This is a genomic window from Myxococcus sp. NMCA1 (genome assembly GCF_026810205.1).
Taxonomy (GTDB): domain Bacteria; phylum Myxococcota; class Myxococcia; order Myxococcales; family Myxococcaceae; genus Myxococcus; species Myxococcus xanthus_A.
The window spans coordinates 8,140,944-8,156,089 of sequence record NZ_CP113950.1; the positions used below are offsets into that span (position 1 = coordinate 8,140,944).

General features: G+C 69.4%; 11 protein-coding genes and 1 pseudogene. 8 read left to right on the plus strand and 4 right to left on the minus strand.

Translation table 11 applies throughout. From position 1 onward, the window contains the following. Positions 1 to 138: 138 nt before the first annotated feature. From OZ403_RS33610 to serA, 3 genes are all read left to right on the plus strand, one after another. Positions 139 to 486, plus strand: coding sequence for a hypothetical protein (locus OZ403_RS33610; protein WP_237077679.1), 348 nt, complete (start codon positions 139 to 141; stop codon positions 484 to 486). Between the two features lie 2 nt (positions 487 to 488). Continuing rightward, positions 489 to 3,710, plus strand: a complete 3,222-nt coding sequence (locus OZ403_RS33615; RefSeq protein ID WP_268782674.1) for a hypothetical protein — start codon at positions 489 to 491, stop codon at positions 3,708 to 3,710. A gap of 70 nt (positions 3,711 to 3,780) precedes the next feature. Then, a complete protein-coding gene (gene serA / locus OZ403_RS33620; protein WP_140795303.1) occupies positions 3,781 to 5,034 on the plus strand; it encodes a phosphoglycerate dehydrogenase in 1,254 nt (417 codons plus the stop codon). Between the two features lie 12 nt (positions 5,035 to 5,046). Here serA and OZ403_RS33625 read toward each other — a convergent pair whose 3' ends face one another. Further along, entirely contained in the window at positions 5,047 to 6,453 is a 1,407-nt protein-coding gene (locus OZ403_RS33625; RefSeq protein WP_268782675.1) for an FAD-binding oxidoreductase, read from the minus strand. Between the two features lie 152 nt (positions 6,454 to 6,605). On the opposite strand from OZ403_RS33625, the gene OZ403_RS33630 reads away from it, so the two are divergent. From OZ403_RS33630 to OZ403_RS33645, 4 genes are all read left to right on the plus strand, one after another. Beyond that, positions 6,606 to 6,974 (plus strand): hypothetical protein, encoded by a 369-nt coding sequence (locus OZ403_RS33630; protein WP_237080747.1) that lies wholly within the window; start codon positions 6,606 to 6,608, stop codon positions 6,972 to 6,974. Positions 6,975 to 7,004: 30 nt separating this feature from the next. After that, positions 7,005 to 8,798 (plus strand): hypothetical protein, encoded by a 1,794-nt coding sequence (locus OZ403_RS33635; protein WP_268782676.1) that lies wholly within the window; start codon positions 7,005 to 7,007, stop codon positions 8,796 to 8,798. A 143-nt stretch (positions 8,799 to 8,941) separates the two neighbouring features. Further along, entirely contained in the window at positions 8,942 to 10,408 is a 1,467-nt protein-coding gene (locus OZ403_RS33640; RefSeq protein ID WP_237077682.1) for a carboxypeptidase regulatory-like domain-containing protein, read from the plus strand. 101 nt (positions 10,409 to 10,509) lie between these two features. Beyond that, positions 10,510 to 10,998 (plus strand): STAS/SEC14 domain-containing protein, encoded by a 489-nt coding sequence (locus OZ403_RS33645; RefSeq protein WP_237077683.1) that lies wholly within the window; start codon positions 10,510 to 10,512, stop codon positions 10,996 to 10,998. 10 nt (positions 10,999 to 11,008) lie between these two features. Here OZ403_RS33645 and OZ403_RS33650 read toward each other — a convergent pair whose 3' ends face one another. The 3 genes from OZ403_RS33650 to OZ403_RS33660 all read right to left on the minus strand — a co-directional run bounded on the left by OZ403_RS33650 (position 11,009) and on the right by OZ403_RS33660 (position 13,435). Continuing rightward, positions 11,009 to 12,100: a hypothetical protein gene (locus OZ403_RS33650; protein WP_140795309.1), complete on the minus strand. Its 1,092-nt coding sequence runs from the start codon at positions 12,098 to 12,100 to the stop codon at positions 11,009 to 11,011. 113 nt (positions 12,101 to 12,213) lie between these two features. Beyond that, positions 12,214 to 12,738: a hypothetical protein gene (locus OZ403_RS33655; protein WP_268782677.1), complete on the minus strand. Its 525-nt coding sequence runs from the start codon at positions 12,736 to 12,738 to the stop codon at positions 12,214 to 12,216. Position 12,739: 1 nt separating this feature from the next. Further along, entirely contained in the window at positions 12,740 to 13,435 is a 696-nt protein-coding gene (locus OZ403_RS33660; protein WP_237077685.1) for a carboxypeptidase-like regulatory domain-containing protein, read from the minus strand. 233 nt (positions 13,436 to 13,668) lie between these two features. Between OZ403_RS33660 and OZ403_RS33665 the strand changes: the two are divergent. After that, positions 13,669 to 15,053: pseudogene (locus OZ403_RS33665) on the plus strand (M28 family metallopeptidase). Positions 15,054 to 15,146 lie beyond the last annotated feature (93 nt).

Consider the following 15,146-nt stretch of genomic DNA (forward strand, 5'->3'; position numbering starts at 1 on the left):
CTTCACGGAGTGGCCGCCCCGCTGTCGCATCTGGCCACCCGCTCGCGGTTGAAGGACCTTCCCGTTGAGCGTTAAAATTCACACATTCGGCCGTTCGGTCCCGGAGCGTGCGTGGTCCTGAGGATTCGACCCGAGCAGATGGCATGCCTCGACACCTCGGTACGCGGCGCCTACGTGAGCAGCGTGGTGCGCTTCCTGAGGACGCAGTTCCCCCGGGAGAGCGCGGACCTGAAGGAGCGGGAGCTGCGCGCGCGGGCCGAGCGCGGCATCAACGCCGCGGCCCGGCATGGCATCACCGCGCGCTGGGACGTGGCCCGCTTCATCGCCTGTCAGCTCTGCCTGGGCGAGCACTTCGACACGGACCCGGCCCATGCCTGGCCCCAGGCCGTGCTCGCGCGGCCGTACCTCACGCCTTCCCGGAAGATGGACTGGATTGAGCGCCACTACCTGCGGCCTCGCCGCGGGCGCTCCCCAACCGTGCCCTGACAATGCCCTACCTCCCCCTGCGCTGCGACTGGACGCACTTCGCTCCTTCCCAGGAGACGCTCGCCGTCACCTACGACCCGCCGGATGAAGGGCGGCTCGTCTCCGTCCGGCTGGAGGTGCGCGACTACGCGGATGCCCTCGTGTACCGCTCGGACGCGCTCGACTGCCGGGGAGGGCCAGCGGCCGTCAACTGGACGGGCGCGCTGAACGTGGGCAATGACGCCGTCCAGGAACCCTTCGCCACGCCGCTGAGGGCGCCCTACACGCTCCGGGTCGAAGCCGTCATCGAAGCGGATGCGCGCGAGGACCTCCGCCAGCCCGAGGACCTGCCCAACACCGAGCTGGGCAGCGTGGCGCCCTGCGAGGCCCGGCACGACGAATCACTCCCGGAGGAAGAAGCGAGGGAGCTGCCGCCCCCACCCCCCACCACCGCGCGGGTCAACGTCCTCTACCATTCGGTGGAGGTCGTCCGCGGGCCCTGGCTGGCCACAGGCGAGGTGTTCGTCCGGGGCACCGCCGCCAGCATCTGCCACAAGCTCAACCAGCTCGGGTACTACGCCGGCCCTCCGGCACGCGCGGCGGCCAACACGGACCTCCTGGACAAGGCCAAGGAGCGCTTCCGTCGCAACCACGGCACCTTGCGCCTCCAGGCCGCGCCCGCGGACAACGACTTCGAGAACGCGCTGGACGGCGCGCTGGGGCACGCCCATGGCGCACGGCCGACGCTGGTCGATGACCAGAGCAACCCCGTCCCGGAAGGCACCGCGATTCCCGAAGGGAATGGAGCGCCGCTGCGGGTCTACGTGGAGGCCGTGGGCTTCGACGAGGACCTCGCCCACCAGACCGACGAGTTCATGCGGCAGATTCCTCCCAACCGGGGCAACGCCGCCATCGACTGGAGCACGCTGCACAACAAGACGACGAGCGAGGCCGGCAAGCTCAACCGCCCGCTCGTTCCGCTCGAAGCGGTCATCTACCTCAAGGGCCATGATGGAAGCCGCGTCGCCGCCCCCCGGGCCGTGGGCGCGGTGCGGGTGGACTGGTCCGCGCTCGAGCCGGGCGAGGACGTGTCGCACCTGCCATTGAATCACGGCCTGCACTCGGGAACCCGGGCCTACGTCAACCGCGTCTTCGGCAGCGACTTCGTCGACCTCGCGGGCGACGGTGGCACGAACTGCCCCGTGGCCTACGGCGGCATCCGCACCAAGGACGGCAACTTCCGCAACCCCTTCTGGCGGGAGCCCCAGTCCTATGCCCCCTACGCAACGCCCACGGAGGACGCCAGGGCCAGGAAGCTCTGGGTCCCCGCCTTCACGGACGGCGCCGCGCACCCGAACCGCGTGGGCCGCTCGGGCATCTACCTCCAGCCGTCACTGATTGCCGGCGACCGATACCAGGTGCGCGCGCGGCTCAGCTACGCGGGCCGCGGCAATGCCATGCAGCTCGAAGCCGCCAATCCCGTCTGCCAGTACGAGACGAAGCCCATCGTCGTCTGGCGCCGGGTGGAGGTCTTCGGCATCGTGGGCTGGCCGCTGCGCAACCACGGGAACCTGCCGCAGAAGTGCCGGGACCGCTACGCGGAGGCCTACCTGGAGGTCGACTTCTCCCACACGCTGTACCGGCGCATCTCCCAGGTCATCAACGACACGGACTACTCGGACTGGTTCACCCACATCCGGACGCACATCAAGCCGTCCGTCGCCAGCGTCGTCGGCCTGCTGGACACCACACATGTGCATGACGCCAGCCCCGTCGTGCGGCTCAACCCTGGCGCGGAGCTCAGCGACAACCAGAAGAACAACATCTGGTTTTTCGTCAGCGACATGTTCAACGAGCTGATCAACTCGCCGAACGTCCGCAGCGCCGGCGGCTTCCTGCTCTCGCGCATCTCCGACAGACTCCGCACCGGGCATGCGCCCTGCGGCGGCATCGTCATGCTCGAATACAAACTGTCGGACGACATCGTGGACGCGCTCGAGACGTCGGACGTCGGAGAGGTGCCCACGACCTCCAACGGCAACGGCGACCTGCTGGGCATCATCGACCAGAGCGTGGATGCGAACCCCGACTTCGTCTTCACCCACGAGGTGGGCCACTGCTTCTGGTTGACCCACCACGAGGCCTCCTCGGGCGTGGTTCCCCAGCACCACGACCCGCTCGACCACAACTGCATGATGAGCTACCCCGACTGGGAGCAGAAGCGGCCGCAATATCCGCATCATGCGCCGGCCCGCTTCGACCCGCACTTCTGCGGCAAGTGCAACCTCAAGCTGCGGGGCTGGGACATCACCCACGATGACATCCTGGCGCTCGACCCGCCCGCACCGGTCGACCAGCTCAGCACCCTCTTCTATTACGACCGCGCGGACCCCGGGCTGCAGTGGAACGTCGAGCTGGGGCACGTGAGCAATGCCTTCGCCCTTGCCTCACGGGGTCCGTTCCGTGAGCGCTTCTTCGACCGGGACGCGAACTTCGACACCTGGGTGGACCAGCTCGGCGACTGCGACATCTACCACCACGTCACCCACGGGAACGTGCGCTGCTCGAAGCACGCCGTGCGCCTCGCGTCCATGGACATGGCCTATCCCCGCTACCCGACGTGGTGCAGGAATGACCAGTCCAAGGTGGAGGGGCTGGCGGCCAAGGAGGAGGAGATCTGCGTGGAAACCCGCTTCGACCCGGTCGCGCTCACCCAGTGGGCGAAGGAGTCACTCATCATGCCGAAGCTGGGCTGGAGCCTCTTGAGCCCCGACCACACGCTGAGAAGCGTCATCCAGTGGACCGTGGACGACAACGACAGCAGGCGCGACGTCGAGTTCACCTACGAGGCCATCGAGCGGGCCTTCAAGCGCGGCAAGAAGCCGCCCCGGATGCTCGCCTTCTTCAGCTCGTGCCTGATTGGCTGGGAGCACCACTTCGCCCGGCTCTTCATCGACCACGGCACGCCCTATGTCATCGCCTTCCGCAGCCGCTACCAGACCTCCCAGGCCCTGCCCTTCAGCCAGGAGTTCTACCGCATCCTGGCCCTGGGCAAGCTCGAGCCCCAATTCATCCACCGCGCGTTCCAGACCGCGGCGACGGGCCACCCTCACGCCGAGCCCTGCCTGTTCACGAAGGACAACATCTTCCGTTGCATCGCGAAGACCAAGGCGGGCGAGGCGGAGTTCCACGACGTCAAGTGGGACTCCAAGGAGTTCTACGAGCCGCGCTTCCCAACGCAATGACGCACGTCCCTCAAGCGAGCCCCCACCCCACCCTTGACAGTCCCAAGTCCCAGGTCTAACGCAAGGCGCCATGAGCACTCCCCAGTTCCCGCCCTCTCCGACGCGCGCCATCAGCAGTGACGGCCCCTTCCGAGCCCTGCTGCTGGAGAACATCCACCCGTCCGCGGGGGAGATGCTGGCCGCCGAGGGCTTCCAGGTGGAGCGCGTCTCGTCCGCCCTCAAGCCGGACGAGCTGGCGGAGCGGCTGAAGGGGGTGCACCTGCTGGGCATCCGCAGCAAGACGACGGTGCCGCTCGCGGCGCTGGAGCACGCGGAGAACCTGCTGGCCATTGGCGCCTTCTGCATCGGCACCAACCAGGTGGACCTGACGTCCGCCAACACGCACGGCATCCCCGTCTTCAACGCGCCCTTCAGCAACACGCGCAGCGTGGCGGAGATGGTGATTGCGGAAATCATCGTCCTGACGCGGCAGCTCTTCGACCGCAGCCGAGAGGTCCACGCGGGCCAGTGGCGCAAGGTGGCCACCGGCAGCCATGAGGTGCGCGGCAAGACGCTGGGCATCATCGGCTATGGCCACATCGGCTCGCAGCTGGGCGTCATCGCCGAGGCGCTGGGCATGCGCGTCCTCTACTTCGACGTGATGACCCGGCTGCCGCTGGGCAACGCGCAGCCAGCCGTCACCCTGGAGGAGCTGCTCGGCGCTTCCGACTTCGTCACCCTCCATGTGCCCGCGCTGCCCACCACGCACATGATGATGGGCGCCGAGCAGATCGCCCAGATGAAGAAGGGCGCCTGCCTCATCAATGCCAGCCGAGGCACGGTGGTGGACATCGACGCGCTGGCGCGGGCGCTCCAGTCCCAGCACCTGGGCGGCGCCGCGGTGGACGTCTACCCGGAGGAGCCGGAGAGCAACTCGGACGGCTTCGTCACCGCGCTCCAGGGCCTGCCCAACGTGGTCCTCACGCCGCACATCGGCGGGTCCACGGAAGAGGCTCAGGCCTCCATCGGCAAGGAGGTGGCCACCAGCCTGCTGAAGTACTTCAAGGCGGGCGCCAGCACGGGCGCGGTCAACTTCCCGCACATCGAGGCGCCACTCATCCCGGGCACGCACCGCATCCTCAACGTGCACCGCAACATCCCGGGCGTGCTGCGCGACATCAACCGCATCGTCTCCGACCTCAACGCCAACATCCACGCCCAGGTGCTCAGCACGGACGCCAACATCGGCTACCTGCTGATGGACCTGGACCAGGACGTGTCCACCCCGGTGTGCGAGGCCATCGCCGGGCTGGAGACGGACATCAAGACGCGCATCCTGTCCTGATGTCCGGCGCCCTCAGGCATCCACGACCTTGCCCGGGTTGAGGATGCCTTGAGGGTCCAGCGCCCGCTTGAGGGTGCGCAGCAGGGCCAGCTCCGCCGGCGCGCGTGAGTAGCCCAGGTAGTCCTTCTTCAGCAGGCCGACGCCGTGCTCGGCGGAGATGCTTCCGCCGTGCTTCTGCACCAGCGCGAACATGGTGGGGTCCGCCTGCTTCGTGTGGGCCAGGAACTCCGCCTTGTCCATGGCGTCCGGCTTCATCACGTTGACGTGCAGGTTGCCGTCGCCGATGTGGCCGAAGAGGCAGATTTCCCAGCCCGGGTAGCGCGCGCTGAAGATGGCCTCCAGCTCCGCGCAGAAGGCCTCCAGCCCCGCCACCGGCAGGGAGATGTCGTTCTTGTGCGGCAGGCCGGTGGCGGAGAGGCTCTCGCTGATGCCCTCGCGCAGCGCCCACAGCTCGGCCGCCTGCGCAGCGCCCTGGGCCTGGACGCCGTCCGTCACCAGCTCGCGCTCGAAGAGCGAGCCCAGCCAGCCCTCCACCGCCGCGGCGTCCTTCGCCTCCGCCTCCAGCAGCACGTAGCACTCGCTGGGCGTCTCGAAGGGCGGGCGCAGCTTGCGGTGGCGGCCCAGGCGCGCCATGCACTTGTCGGTGAAGAACTCGTAGGCGGAGATGCTGAAGGCGTTCTGCCGGCGCGCGTCGCGGAACAGGCGCAGCACGGCGGCCACGTCCGGCACCGCGAAGAGGAACACGTCCTGCTTGCCGGGGAGCTGGGTGAGCTTGAGGGTGGCCTCGGTGATGACGCCCAGGGTGCCCTCGCTGCCGATGAAGAGCTGGCGCAGGTCGGTGCCGGTGTTGTTCTTCTCCAGCGCGCCGTTGAGCTCCAGCACGTCCCCCTGGGCGGTGACGACCTGGAGCCCCAGCACCCACTGCCGGGTGAGGCCGTAGCGGATGACCTTCACCCCGCCCGCGTTGGTGGCGATGTTGCCGCCCACCGTGCTGGAGCCCTTGGAGGCGAAATCCACCGGCCAGGTGAGGCCGTGCTCCGCGCAGTGGTGATGGACGGCCTCCGTCACCGCGCCCGCCTGCACGCGCACCGTGTTGCCGAGCAGGTCCACCGGCCCCATGCGCGTCATGCGCTGGAGGGACAGGACCAACTCGCCCCGGGCCGCCACCGCGCCGCCGGCCAGCCCGGTGCGGCCGCCGGAGGGCACCACGGCGATGTGATGCTGGTGGCACAGGGCGAGCAGCCGGGAGACCTCGTCCGTCGTTCGAGGGAGCGCCACGGCGGCGGGGGCGGGCGTGTAGACGCGCGTCCAATCACGGCCGTACTCCTGGAGCTCCCCTGGCTCCCGGGTGAGGAAGTCTACGGGGAAGCCCTCGGTGATGGCCTGGAGGAAGTCGGCGGGGAGCGCGGCGGTGGACATGCCTCTAGGCGTATTGCAGCCGGACGGCTGTGACAAGGTGCAGCACGGGGCGCGTTGGCGCCGAATCCGCCAAGGAATCGAAGGGAGGGCGTATAGGGCGTGGGCCCATGGCGGAATCCGCCCGTTTTCAGCCCCTCCGCGAGGAACCTCTTATGTCGAAGTCCCTGTCCCGGCGCATCCAGGCCCTTCCCCTGCTCGCGGCGATGTTCGCGGCCTCCACGGCGATGGCGGAGCGGGCTGAAACCGGCCGGGAATACGTCTTCACGACCGTGGATAGCTACACCGTCCAGCTCGAAGGCACCATCGAGATAACAGGTGTGCTCCAAGGCGAGGCATCTCCCCGAACGCTGACCTTCTCGGCGCCAAACAACACCCAGAACAGTGCGGTGGCGTACCGCGACCGCTGCGACCGACTGGCCCTGCTCGCCATGACCAAACCTGGCGCCTACCTGTTCACCACGTCGTCGGGAGGCAGCATCAGTTACCACCAATTCGCCTGCAAGCTGACCCGCGTCCCCTAACACCGCACGTCGATGGCACGAACGGCGCCCATGGGGACAAACCGAAAGACGTGGCTGGTGTTGACGCTGACCGTGGTGGGACTCCTCGCGGGGTGTTCTCCGGAAGCAGGCCCCACGGAAGAGGACGCGGACGGGGACGGGGTCGCGGACGCGGTGGACTGCGCGCCCGGCGATGCGAGCCGGTGGCGGCTCCTGGAAGGCTCCGTGGACGATGACCGCGACGGTGTGGGCGCTGGCGCGATGCGCGAGGTCTGCGCCGGCGAGCGCCTCCCCGAAGGCTGGAGTCAGCAGAGCGGAGACTGCGCTCCGGGCGACGCGACCCGCTGGCGGGAGCGGGCCGGGCTCTATCCTGACCAGGATGGAGACGGGGCGACCGCGGAAGGCCCGGTGACGGGCTGTGTGGGAGCGCCGCTCGTGGGCTACCGCGAGCAACCCGGCGCGCCGGACTGCGACGACAACGACCCCCGCTTCGCCGCCTCCACCCAGCTCTGGCCGGACGTGGACTTCGACGGCATCGGTAACGGCGAGCCCATCTCCCACTGCGCGGGCAAGGACCTGCCCCGGGGCTACGCGGCGGTCGACGGCGACTGCGCACCCGACGACCGCGCGCGCTCGACGTGGCGCGACTACGCCCACCGGGACGCGGACGGCGACGGCTTCACCGTGCCCGAGGAAGGCCGGGTCTGCTCTGGCATGACACTGCCCGCCGGCTACGCCCTGGAGGCGCGCGGCCTGGACTGCGACGACACGAACGCCGCGTGGTGGCAGGAGCGCACCGTCTACGCGGATGTGGACGGAGACGGCTTCGGCAGTGGTGCCCCCGTCATGCGGTGCACGGGCCGCACGGCGCCTCCCGGCTACGCGCTGGACTCCGTTGACTGCGCGCCGGAGGACGCCACGCGGTGGCAGTGGCGCTCTTATGCCCACCGGGACTCGGACGGTGACGGCGACACGGTGCCCGAACAGGGCGTGACCTGCAGCGGCGCGGAGCTTCCTGCGGGCTACGCCCAGTGGCCCACCGGTCATGACTGCGACGACCGCGATGCCACCGTCATGGTGACCTGGCACGTGTACTCCGACGATGACGGGGACGGCTTCGGCGCGGGCACGCGGCAGACCTTCTGCGCGGGCCGGCAGATTCCCTTTGGGTACTCGGCGGTGAACACCGACTGCGACGACACGGACACCCACCGCTGGAGGTTCCTGGCCTACTCGCACCGGGATGCGGACGGGGACGGCTTCACCGCGCCGGAGGCAGGCACGGTGTGCTCGGGCACGGCGCTGCCGTCTGGCCATGCCACCACACCACGAGGGAACGACTGCGACGACGCGGACCGGAGCGTTCACACCACGGTCCAGGCATGGACGGATGCGGACGGGGACGGCGTGGGCGCGGGAGACGCGGGCGCGCTGTGCACGAATGGCACGGTACCCGCGCCGTGGTCGGCCCAGGGGACGGACTGCGCGGCGGAAGACGCGGCGCGCTGGCGGCAGGTGGTCTACGCGCATGTGGACCGGGACGCGGATGGACACACCCAGCCCGAGGCCGGAACCCTGTGCACCGGTGCGTCACTGCCCTTGCCCTACTTCACCCAGGCCACGGGCAATGACTGCGATGACACGGACGCCGCGCGCTACCGGAGGGTCGTTCTCTACCCCGACGTGGATGGCGACGGCGTGGGGACCTCGCCCCGCACGATTCCATGCATCGGCGCACAGACGCCCCTGGGCTTCTCCCTCAAGGGCTACGACGTGGACGACTCGGACGCGTCCATCCAGGAGGACCCCGAGGACGACCTGATGGTGGAGCTCATCCTCGACTAGACGCAGACGCTGGCAACGCCAGATGCCATTTGAATTACAATTCCCAGTCGGCGACAGGTGGCTGCCACAGGCACTCTTCCGTGTCGAAGGCCTCCACCTCCGGCCCGAGGAGTGCCTCCCCCGCACACACTGGAGTCCTGCCGATGCGTCTCGCAAGAACGTCATGGCTCTGGGCCATCCTCCTGGCCCTTTCCGCGTGCACCCCTGACAGTCCCGCCCCCACGCCCGACGCCGGCACACCGCCACACGACTCAGGGACACAGCTCGGCCGCGTGACGGGGCAGGCCCTCCTCGAAGGGGAGAGCCACCATGAGGGCACCACTGTCATCCTCTCCGGCGTGAGCGACAGCGTGACCACGGACGCTCAAGGCCGCTTCACGTTCGACAACGTCCCCGCGGGAACGCACACCGTGGCGGCCCATCGGAGCAACTACGAGCAGGCCGGGGACACGCTGGAGGTCCAACCGGGTCAGACGACGTCGGTCGACCTGTCACTGAGCCGCCGCCAGGAAGCCCTGGTGCTCGAGGCGCCCGCCCTCACCGTGCAACGGGGCCACCTGAAGCTCACCGGCTCTGGCTTCGGCGAGGCGCGTGGCACCTCCCGCGTCTCCATCGGCGGCGTGGACGCCGAGGAATACCTGTCCTGGTCGGACACGGAGGTGGTGGTGCGCGTGCCGGGGAGCCTCGTGCCCGGCGAGCAGGAGGTCGTCGTCACGCCTGGCGTGGATTGGAAGCCCGCCGCCACCGCGTCGCTGCGAGTGCTCCGGCAGCGGACCCTCGCGCATGCGGCCAACTGGGGCATTGGCGTCCTGCCGGACAACACCGTCACCGTCTGGGGCTCGGCCGACTCCCTGAATGATGTCACTCCGACTCCCGCGGGGCTTTCCGATGTCGTGAGTGTGGGCGCGGGGATGGCCTTCGCCGTGGCCCTGCAGGCAGATGGAACCGTCGTCAAATGGGGAGGCCCCGACCCCGTCCCGGTGCCCGCGGGCCTGTCGGACGTGGTGGACATCAGCGCGAGCGGAGTCCTGGTCCTCGCGCTCAAGCGGGATGGGACGGTCGTGGCCATCGGTGCGGAAATCGACCAGCAGACGCATGTCCCTGAAGGGCTTCAGGACGTGGTCGCGGTGTCCGCGGGGGCGTACCACGGCATGGCGCTCAAGGCGGACGGCACCCTCACCGTCTGGGGGCAGGACGTGTTCGACCTCCTCGTCGTCCCGGCGGGCCTGGACGACGCAGTGGCCATCGCCAACACGAGCAGCAGCGCACTGGCGCTGCGGTCGGACGGGACCGCGGCCGTCTGGGGATTTGGCGCGGCGTACTACGACCTCGCGCTCACCCCGGACCTCAGCGACGTCGTGGATGTCGCGGGAGGCGAACACCACTACATGGCGCTCCGGTCCAACGGCACCGTCGTCGCCTGGGGGAACAGCGCCTATGGCCAGACGACGCTCCCCGCGGGATTGACGGATGTCGCCGCCGTCGCGGGCCAGGCCTTCAACAAGAGCCTGGCGCTCCGGCGCAACGGCACCATCGCGGCCTGGGGAGACACCACCTCTGCCTGGAGCCTGCCTCCGCCGGGCCTGGTCCTCCGCGTCCCTGCCCGGTAGCCCCCAAGCCGCGCCTCCGGCTCCCCACCTCGGGAGCCGGAGTGACAAGTATTCCAAGGAATACAGGTTGCACATGGAGCCATGCGGAGGAACACTCCGGCATGCTCGCAATCCAACGGAGAGACGCGGCGATGACAGCTCCCGTCCAGCTCGACGCGCCCGACATCCAGGACGTGGTGCGGAGCCGGACGTTGGGGCTGGCATATGTCGGCACGGTGCTGGTGGTGGCGCACAACGCGCAGCCACCGGCCCCCGACGACTGGGCGCGCTACTGCGAGCTCATCGCGCGTCACCAGGGCACGGCCACCGGGCAGCTCGTCCTGGCCGAAGGGCCCGGGCCCAATGCCACCCAGCGACAACAGGCGCTCAACCAGGTGCCCAAGGACTACGTCATTCCGCCCACGGCGGTGTTCACCGAGTCCCCACTGGTCCGCGGCGTCGTGACGCTCTTCAACTGGTTCACTCCGCGGGCCATGCGCGCCTTCGTTCCGGGGGACGTCCCGGGCGCCGCGCGGCACCTGGGATTGAGCGAAGAACAGGTGCAGCGGCTGGTGGACATCGGCAAGACGGTGCGGCCGGCACTGCAGTGACGCGCACCGGCTACGGCTGGGTGCCCTGCTGAATGCGCAGCTCCCGGATGCCCTTGAGGATCCGGGGCGCCGTCAGCAGCATGTTCTGGTTGAGGAGCTTGCCGTCCACGGGGATGCAGCTTCCCGACACACATGCGGTGTACGCGGGGCACGGTGACTCGCACTGGAAGGACTCCGGCGACACCTGGCAGGTCTCCGAGCAGTAACCGGAGAGGCAGGCCTCGTGCCGCATGCACGGCTGTCCATCTGGAAGCTGGCACAGCCTCGTCGCGCCACACTGCGTGGGCGAATGACATTCGGCGTTGCTGTCACAGCGTCCGTCATCGCGGTTGCACTTGCGCTCCGCGTTGCAGAAGAAGCTGGCGCAGTCGCGGTCGTTCTCGCAGGCCTCTCCCGGCTCGAGGAGACAGACGGACGAGCCCAGCACGTCGGCACACGTCAGCGCGCCCGGGCAGTCCTCCGGGGAGGCGCACTCCTTTCCCAGCGGCACCGTGCACCCCACGCCGGGCTCACAGAAGCCGGTGATGCACTGGGAGCCCGCCTCACAGGGCTGGCCTTGCGAGGCCAGGCATACGCCCCCATCGAGCTGCTTCGCGCACGTCAGCCCCTTGCCACAATGCCCATCCGGACAGGGCGCCCCAGGGCTGGGCTGCCGCGCCCTGTCCGCGGCGAGCAGGGAGGCCACCGTCCCCAGTAGGATGAACGTCGCCACCGCCATGACAGCCCAGTTCAAGGGGAACGCCCTCGCGGCGGGCGGCGAGGAGGCCACCTCGACGGTGACGGAGGGACCCTGCGCGAACCGCGCGTCGGGGCTGTCGCAGTCCTCCACTCGCAGGTGGAAGGTGAAGTGACCCGGTGGCGTCCCCGCTGGCACGCGGAGCCGGATGAGGATTCGCTGCGCGCCCGTCGGAGGAAAGTCGCGCTGGGTATCGCCGTCGATGAAGAGCCACTCGCGCCGGGCGCCTGCGTCAGGCACCACCGAGAGGCGCGCGCGCACGGGTGCACGCGAGGCGTTGATGACGTGGAAGACGGCCTCCCCCGTCCCGCTGGGGGACAGACGAAGGGTGTCCGTGACTGCGGAGATATCGAAGACGCGAGACATCGACCTGCTCTCTTGGAGGACCGTGCGGCATTGAGCGAGTCAGGCCAGCGCTCCCGCCTCAAGCCCGGCGGTTCCCCCATCGCCCGGCCTGTCGCGGAAGGCTGTCCGTTCCATCATTCGCCTCGACGTCGCGTCCCCGCGGTGGCCACGGGTGGAGGCTCGCTCCGGTCCCAGTCCTCCGTCGTGGCTGCCCGAAGGCCCCGAGCCGCCAGGCTCAGCGCATGAACCGCGAGCAGCTCTGGCCCCACGCCCCACGCATCAGGCGCTGTCATCTCCGGCCCCGGGCTCCGCGCAGCAAGCGCAGCAGGGACAATCGACACCCGCCCTGCGTCCCACGCGTCGAGCGCGGCGGAGACGGTCTCCTCCACCCCTGCGCCCCACGCATCGGAGACACCGGGAATGGAAGCCACAGGGCCCACGCTCCACGCATCGGGCGCACCGGCGACGGACGCCTTCAGCCGCGCGCTCCACGCATCGGGGAAGGACGCCTCGGGCGCCATGCCCCATTCATCAATCCAGGACGTCTCCAGCGTCCCGTGAGCAGGGTTCGGCGCGGTGGCACTCGGTGACGCGGGAGCGCGCTCGGCGCCGCGTGGCGTCTCCTCGGAGGTGACAGACGACGGGTGGCTTTGCGGCATGTCACTCCTCCTTCAACGGCAGGCGGATGAGCAGCGGCTGGGGCTCGGCGGCAAGCACCTCCGGGTCCAGCTCGAGCAGCTCCCCCTTGGCGCGCACTTCCAGCCGTCCCAGCGTGGCCACGGGGGGCACGCTGGGAAAACGGAAACAGCCCTTGGCATCCGTGCGCGTGGTGAGCTTCAGCGTGGGCAGCTCGACGAGCGCGCCCGGAATCGGCACGTCCCCCGGGCCGACGACACAGCCCAGCAGCGCCTCCGCGGGCGTCGGCGTGGCCTGGGGCGTGGCGGGAAAGAGCACCCGGTGGATGACGGGCATCGCGCGCTCCCGCCGCACCGGGACGCGCAGGCGGAAGCAGGGACGCGGCGCGGTCCTCAACCCGGCCCACACCGTGGTGGGCACCGGCGTGAGCTCCACCTCGAAGTCCGCCTCCTCCATGGCCGCGAAGACGAGCTCACCCAGCAGCCGGTGCGCCCGCTCCGGGGACTCCGCCCCCGCGGTGATGAGGTAGCAGACCGAAATCTGCAGCGGCACGCGCCCCCCGCCCCCGCTCCGGACCGAAGGCGCGGGCCCCAGCTCCAGCAGGTACAGACAGACGCCTCGCTCGAGCGATTCGCGGTCCGGCACGCCCAGGAACACCGGGACATCACCGGCAATGCGGCCCACCCACGCCTTCAAACGTTGATCGACTTCGTCGATCATCCGGACCCCCCGTCCTGGGCCGGTCGACCTGGGCCACTCGCAGCCCGGTGCTTTCCGGACTTGCAACGTGTCACCGGCTTCCAGGTGCAGGTATTGACCGGCGGGGCGGAGCGACGTCCGGCCTTCAACAACCCCCGGCAATCGCAGGGAAAAAGAAGGTACACAACTCCCGGACGTCTGGGACGGATAATTCCAGGACGCGCCACCCCCACGCGCACCGGGATTCCTCCACCATGGCCACGAAAGTCAGCGACAGCCCGCGTCCTCTCCCCTCACTTTCGCCGCGCGCCGCCGTGGCGAAGGACGCCCGGGCCCCCGAGTCCCCGGCGAAGCCCGCCAGCGCGCCTCCCAGTTGGAACGCGGACCGCTTCGAGTCGTCAGCCCGCGCGCCCCGGCCGCTCGTGTGCACCGTGCCCACGCCGCCGCCCACCGCGCCGGTGGAGCCAGCACCCGCGCCGGAGCCGGAGGTGGACAGCGTCGCGGTGGACTCGGACCCGATGACGCACATCGCGTACCTGTCCTCGGACGAGCTCCAGGGCCGCGACAGCCCGTCGGCCGGTCTGGATGCCGCGTCGCTGTACGTGCAGCAGCACGTGCAGAAGTACGGCCTCGTCGGCCCCAACACGAACAACCCGGACAACGCCTTCGAGCAGCGCTTCGACGTGTATTCGTTCGCGGGCCGGCCCGGGGTGCGCGGCGAGTCGGGCGAGCGTGTCCACACGCCGAACACCTACGGACACGCGCTCTTCGAGGGCGGCTTCTACCTCGACGACAACATGCCCAGGAGACGCTCGCGCTGCTCAACCAGAAGTACGAGAAGTCGATGAACGCGCGCGGCCTGCCCCTGGCGCCGCCGCGCGAGGGGGCGCAGCGAAGTGTGGAGGAGCTGCGCCAGGTGGCCTCCGCGTCCGGACAGGCGGTGAACACCATGGCGCTGCTGCCGGGCTCGGGGCCGAACAAGGACGAGGTCATCGTGGTGATGGCCCACCTGGACCACGACGGCGTGGACCGGCGCGGCAACGTCCTCAACGGCGCGGACGACAACGCCTCCGGCAGCGCGGTGCTGATGGCGGCGGTGCCGGAGCTGGCGGAAGCAGCAAAACGCGGCGAGCTGGACCGCTCCGTGCTCTTCCTGTGGACGGGCGCCGAGGAGAAGGGCCTGGTGGGCTCGCAGTACTTCGTGGACCACCCGATTCCGGGGCTCGGCATGGAGGAGATTGCCGGCGTCATCAACGTGGACATGGTGGGCCGCTGGGATGACCAGCGCCTGTCGGTGGTGGACACCAACTCGCGCGGACAGCCCAACTACTTCCGGGAAGTGCTGGACCAGGCGAACGCGAAGCTTGAGGACCCGTTCGACCGCATCAACCGGGACATCAACGTGTTCCGCGACCGGCAGGACGGTGCGTCCTTCGGGCGCAAGGGCGAGGACGTCCTCTTCATGTTCGAGGGCCTGTCCAACCCCAACGGCGGCGGCGACCTCATCCCCGAGTACCACCGGGCCGACGACGACATCGACCTCATCGTCCGCGACAACGGCGGCGAGAAGCCGCGCCGCATCAAGGATTTGATGGTCAACGTCATCGGGCTCGCCGCCAATCGGACGACAGAGCCCTGAATTACCGGCGGCCCATGGCCGCCAATGTCGGATACCAGCGTGGAAGCGGCCTCTTCCCGTCGTCATTTTCCCTGACGCCGCTTCTTTTTCCGC

Bases quoted from the DNA above. Each gene is read 5' to 3' on its own strand.
- OZ403_RS33610 (WP_237077679.1), top strand. From the start codon at position 139: ATGGCATGCCTCGACACCTCGGTACGCGGCGCCTACGTGAGCAGCGTG.
- OZ403_RS33615 (WP_268782674.1), top strand. From the start codon at position 489: ATGCCCTACCTCCCCCTGCGCTGCGACTGGACGCACTTCGCTCCTTCC.
- serA (WP_140795303.1), top strand. From the start codon at position 3,781: ATGAGCACTCCCCAGTTCCCGCCCTCTCCGACGCGCGCCATCAGCAGT.
- OZ403_RS33625 (WP_268782675.1), bottom strand. From the start codon at position 6,453: ATGTCCACCGCCGCGCTCCCCGCCGACTTCCTCCAGGCCATCACCGAG.
- OZ403_RS33630 (WP_237080747.1), top strand. From the start codon at position 6,606: ATGTCGAAGTCCCTGTCCCGGCGCATCCAGGCCCTTCCCCTGCTCGCG.
- OZ403_RS33635 (WP_268782676.1), top strand. From the start codon at position 7,005: ATGGGGACAAACCGAAAGACGTGGCTGGTGTTGACGCTGACCGTGGTG.
- OZ403_RS33640 (WP_237077682.1), top strand. From the start codon at position 8,942: ATGCGTCTCGCAAGAACGTCATGGCTCTGGGCCATCCTCCTGGCCCTT.
- OZ403_RS33645 (WP_237077683.1), top strand. From the start codon at position 10,510: ATGCTCGCAATCCAACGGAGAGACGCGGCGATGACAGCTCCCGTCCAG.
- OZ403_RS33650 (WP_140795309.1), bottom strand. From the start codon at position 12,100: ATGTCTCGCGTCTTCGATATCTCCGCAGTCACGGACACCCTTCGTCTG.
- OZ403_RS33655 (WP_268782677.1), bottom strand. From the start codon at position 12,738: ATGCCGCAAAGCCACCCGTCGTCTGTCACCTCCGAGGAGACGCCACGC.
- OZ403_RS33660 (WP_237077685.1), bottom strand. From the start codon at position 13,435: ATGATCGACGAAGTCGATCAACGTTTGAAGGCGTGGGTGGGCCGCATT.